Below are 4,324 nucleotides of genomic sequence, written 5' to 3' on the forward strand. Positions count from 1 at the left end.
GGTGGAAGAAACCCAAGAGGATTGGGATACTTGCAAGGCCGAAGTGCTGTCGGGAGAGGAGCATGGGAAAAATACGTTGGCCGGCGGCATCAACCTGAGCGGATGCATGCAGTCAAAAGGGTATAACTACATCGAAGCTCCAACACCGCCCAATCCCAGCACGGATATCTCAGCGACCCACTGACGTTTGCCAGTTTACTCCAACTGGAATATTATGTGGGAATTTCTACTATTTTAGGAGGAACTTCAATTTTTTGTTCTTAGGTTCTAACTCCAAGTGCAACACATCAAACCCTGAGGGGCTAAGGTGTTGTCATCTCATACGCACTTGACTTTCGAAGAACGTGAGAGCTTGGGCCTGTCCCAGGGCAGTCATTGCGGACGATGGCCGCGGCTCGAGCACTCTGGATTGACCAATACGACGGACAGATTCTCCACACCTACGATCCCAAACAGTTCACCGCAGGCGATATATTCGAGCGATGGCTCTTTCCTCTTCACAGTGGAGAAGCCTTTGGTCTTCCCGGCAGGATCGGGATTATGATCCTCGATTTGGTACCCACGGTCCTCTTTGTCACCGGCTTCATTCGCTGGCGACACAAACGGCAGCGGTGAGGTATCCGAATTGGGTGGCCCAACTCCTTATACGTCAAAGAAAGCCATCCCAGATTTCACCCCAACATCGGCTTTTTGAAGGAATCTTTTGGGCCTATCCCCTTTTCCCTCTTGTGCGACTTGCCTCTATTTGATAGACAGAACTCCTGTCTATGGGGCCTCCATAAATTACCACGCGATGGATTCGAACCCACCAGGATGACGGAACGAGAGAATCGCCATAACAGACGGACACCATGAAGGCCCTAACCTGGTTCATCAAAAACCCTGTCGCAGCTAACGTCCTCATGGGGCTTATTGTCCTTTCCGGGCTCGTCGGCCTTCTGACCGTTGAAAAGGAGGTGTTTCCCCGTTTCAGTCAGCAGACGATCGATATCAATGCGTTCTATCCGGGAGGCAGTCCTGAAGAGATCGAACAACGGATTTGCATCCCAATCGAAGAGGCCATCCATAATTTACCGGGGATCACCCGTCTGGATACTACAGCCGGGCATACTGCGCGAAAGGAAGCGGTCTGTGCGATTCATGTACAAGCCGCCGAAAGCCGGGACCTCCAAACACTTATTGGAGCCATCCAGGCCCGTATCCAGAATATTCCCCACCTCCCGAAGGGAATGGATCGAGTAGAGGTCAAAGAGGGGCGCGCTTCCGATGATGATGGAGTGATCTGGGTAGCGCTCTATGGCCAGACCGATATGATTTCTTTAGTTCGAATCGGAGAGGAGATCAAGGCGGCGCTCTCGCGTATTCCAGGAGTCGAGGAAGCTGAAAATTACGGATACATTCCCTACGAGTTAGCTATCGAAATTCCTTCGGAACGACTGCGTCGATCCAAATTGACGCTCAGCCAGATTGCCGATGCCGTTCGGCAAAGCTCCCTCAATCTGCCGGGAGGCCTTCTCAAATCTCAAACCGGCGATATCGTCTTGCAAACCCAGGGGCAAGCCATCGATGAAGCCACATTTGGGAGTCGAGTCCTGCTCCCCAGCTCAAATGGCAACATGGTCCGCCTCCAGGATATCGCCACCATCCGGGACGGATTGGCTGAGCAAAACTTTTCATGGCACCACAACGGCTTGCCCGCGCAAGGGTGGGCGATCTACGCAAAACAGGACGAAGTCGCCGTCGCTCGACGCGTTAAAGCCTATGTGGCAGGGATGGCCCCACGGCTCCCGGAAGGCCTGAAGCTCATTTACTGGTACGACGATTCTCAAGCGTTCGAGGAGCGAGTCAGGACGTTGTTGGAAAACGGGCTCCTGGGTTTTATCCTCATCTTCCTCCTCTTGACCCTCTTCCTGAATCGACAGCTCGCGATCTGGGTGGCCGCCGGGCTCGCCACGGCATTGCTGGGAGCGTTGGCAGGCATGTGGGTGCTGGGCGTTTCTCTCAACATGCTCAGCCTCTTCGGATTTGTGCTCGCATTGGGAATTTTGGTGGACGATGCCATCATTGTGAGTGAGAGCATCAACCGGCATCAGAGCGCCGCGGCACAGCAGTTCACGGGAACTGAACCCCCAAGACTGAGGGAAAAAATCATGCGCTCGGCCACCATTGACGGGGTCAAGGAGGTGGCGGGACCCGTCACCCTGGCGGTGGTAACGACGGGCATCGCGTTTCTCCCGGGCCTCTTCCTCCATGGATGGGCTGAAGCCCTGCTAGGCCCTATTTGCATGGTCATGGTCTTGGCGTTAGGTTTTTCACTTGTCGAAGCCCTGTGCATTCTGCCAGCTCATCTAACCGCAGCCGCTCCCGTCTCAACCCGATGGATGGCCACCCTTCAGCAACGAGTGACTCGCGGGCTGGAGGCGTTCATCCATCATGGATATTTGCCGTGCTTGGATCGATCATGTCGCCAACCCTTTCTGATAATCGCGTTCTGCGCTTCGGCAATCATGATCACCGCCGCACTGGTTTCAGGTGGCCATGTCCGGCTTGCCATCCAAGCCGATGTGCCGAAAGATACGATTACCCTGTATCTCGACGTCCCCCCTGATGCGCCATTTACGACCGTACAGAGATTATCCACCCAGATTGAAGAGGCCTACAAGCAATTACGCCATTCACTGGAAACTCGCCAACCGCCTGGTGAGCCCAGCCCCGTCTCCGGGATTGAGAGCATGATCTTCGACAATGGGTCAGGATTCTGGGTCGAGTTGGCCCCCGGCGCTCGACAGCGATTTTCAGTCGAAACGATCGCGCGGGAGTGGCGAACCTCTATTGGCGATATCGGCAAGGCCAAACTCGACTTTCTGTACCGACAGGGAGACAATTACTACGACCTGGAATGGGCAGTCAGCGCGACCGACTCCGAAACCATGACGGCTGCGCTGGGCACACTCACCGAACACCTTTCCAACCTTCCTGGGGTGTTCGATGTCATGCATTCACACATCAAGGGCAAACCACAGCTGAGCCTGGAACTTCGACCGGAGGCCGAGCGACTCGGGCTGCGACTTGAAGACGTGGCCACACAAGTGCGTCAGGCTTATCTGGGGGAAGAGGTACAACGGTTCCAGCGACAACGTGAACAGGTCAAAGTCGTGGTACGCCTACCTCTGAACGAGCGACGTGATTTCAATGATTTTCGGCAGTTACCGATCCTGTTGCCCACGGGTGACCAAGCCCCCCTGGAAGTCCTGGCGACCTGGCATTGGCTCCCTCAAACGGAGAGCATTACACGACAGAACCGACAGCAGTTGGTCTGGGTCAGAGCCCGGCTCAATCCGGAACTTGCCGATGCCAACGCCATCTACGCAACGATGCAAACAGAGTTTTTCGACAACCTCAAACAGCGTTTTCCCGGATTGAATATCACCGTCGGACATACGCGACAAGACCAGATCGCCGCCTTCGAAACACTCGGACGCAACGCGCTATTTGCGGTGGGAATCATCTATGCACTTTTAGCCGTCGCATTCCGTTCATTTCGATACCCGGTCCTCATCCTTCTTGCCATCCCCATGGCCTGGGTCGGGGGTGTGCTCGCTCACTTTGTCCTGGGATTACCCCTTTCCATGGAATCGTTAGTCGGCATGATTGGCGCGAGCGGGGTCATCATCAATGATGGTTTGGTCTTGCTCAATTACGTTCAACGACGCAAGCGGGAGACAGCCCTTCATCCACAAAGTCTTATTCGCAAGGCCTGCGAAGTCCGCTTTCGCCCGATTGTGCTGACGTTTCTCACGACCTTGGTAGGCCTCGTGCCCATGTTGTTTGAGACGAGTGCTCAAGCTCAGTTCCTGGTTCCCATGGCCGTGGCATTAGCTGCAGGACTATTTGGAGGATTGGTCGCCACGTTATTGCTCATTCCGGCCACGACGCTGATAGTAGAACGGTCCCAGGTCCGAACCCATCCCACCACCCTGTCAAGTCATGGTGGCGCACCGGAATATTCTTGAATGAGCGCGCAAGCAGCCATCTCGTGGGGGATTTGGCCCACTCAAACGTCTACTAGGTTAGGAGGACACAGGGGAAGGGCTCGAGGTTCCCACGTGATCATTCGTACCCACCATGAGGTAAACTGACACAACGAATCGAACGTGAACGAGGCAACGGGCTCATCGCTCACGATGGTGAAAAACAGAAGGGCGTCAGTCTTCCCGAAGAAGTGTTTGCGAATTCTCTCATTCTGATCAGGAACCCCACAACAACGCATTCCACGCTCTTGTGAGGTCAATAGCGCATGAGATGGCCAAAAACATGGATTCGC

3 protein-coding genes are annotated in these 4,324 nt (G+C 54.6%); all 3 read left to right on the forward strand.

Annotated features, from left to right (window positions below):
* Positions 1 to 184: hypothetical protein (locus AAH187_RS18430; RefSeq protein ID WP_342349952.1), on the forward strand; the 184-nt coding region annotated here is incomplete at its 5' end.
* A gap of 200 nt (positions 185 to 384) precedes the next feature.
* The gene (locus tag AAH187_RS18435) at positions 385 to 615 is read left to right on the forward strand and encodes a PepSY domain-containing protein (protein WP_342349953.1); all 231 of its coding nucleotides are present in this window, start codon (positions 385 to 387) and stop codon (positions 613 to 615) included.
* A 236-nt stretch (positions 616 to 851) separates the two neighbouring features.
* Entirely contained in the window at positions 852 to 4,013 is a 3,162-nt protein-coding gene (locus AAH187_RS18440) for an efflux RND transporter permease subunit (RefSeq protein WP_342349954.1), read from the forward strand.
* Positions 4,014 to 4,324 lie beyond the last annotated feature (311 nt).

Source organism: uncultured Nitrospira sp., from assembly GCA_902500695.1.
Classification (GTDB): domain Bacteria; phylum Nitrospirota; class Nitrospiria; order Nitrospirales; family UBA8639; genus Nitrospira_E.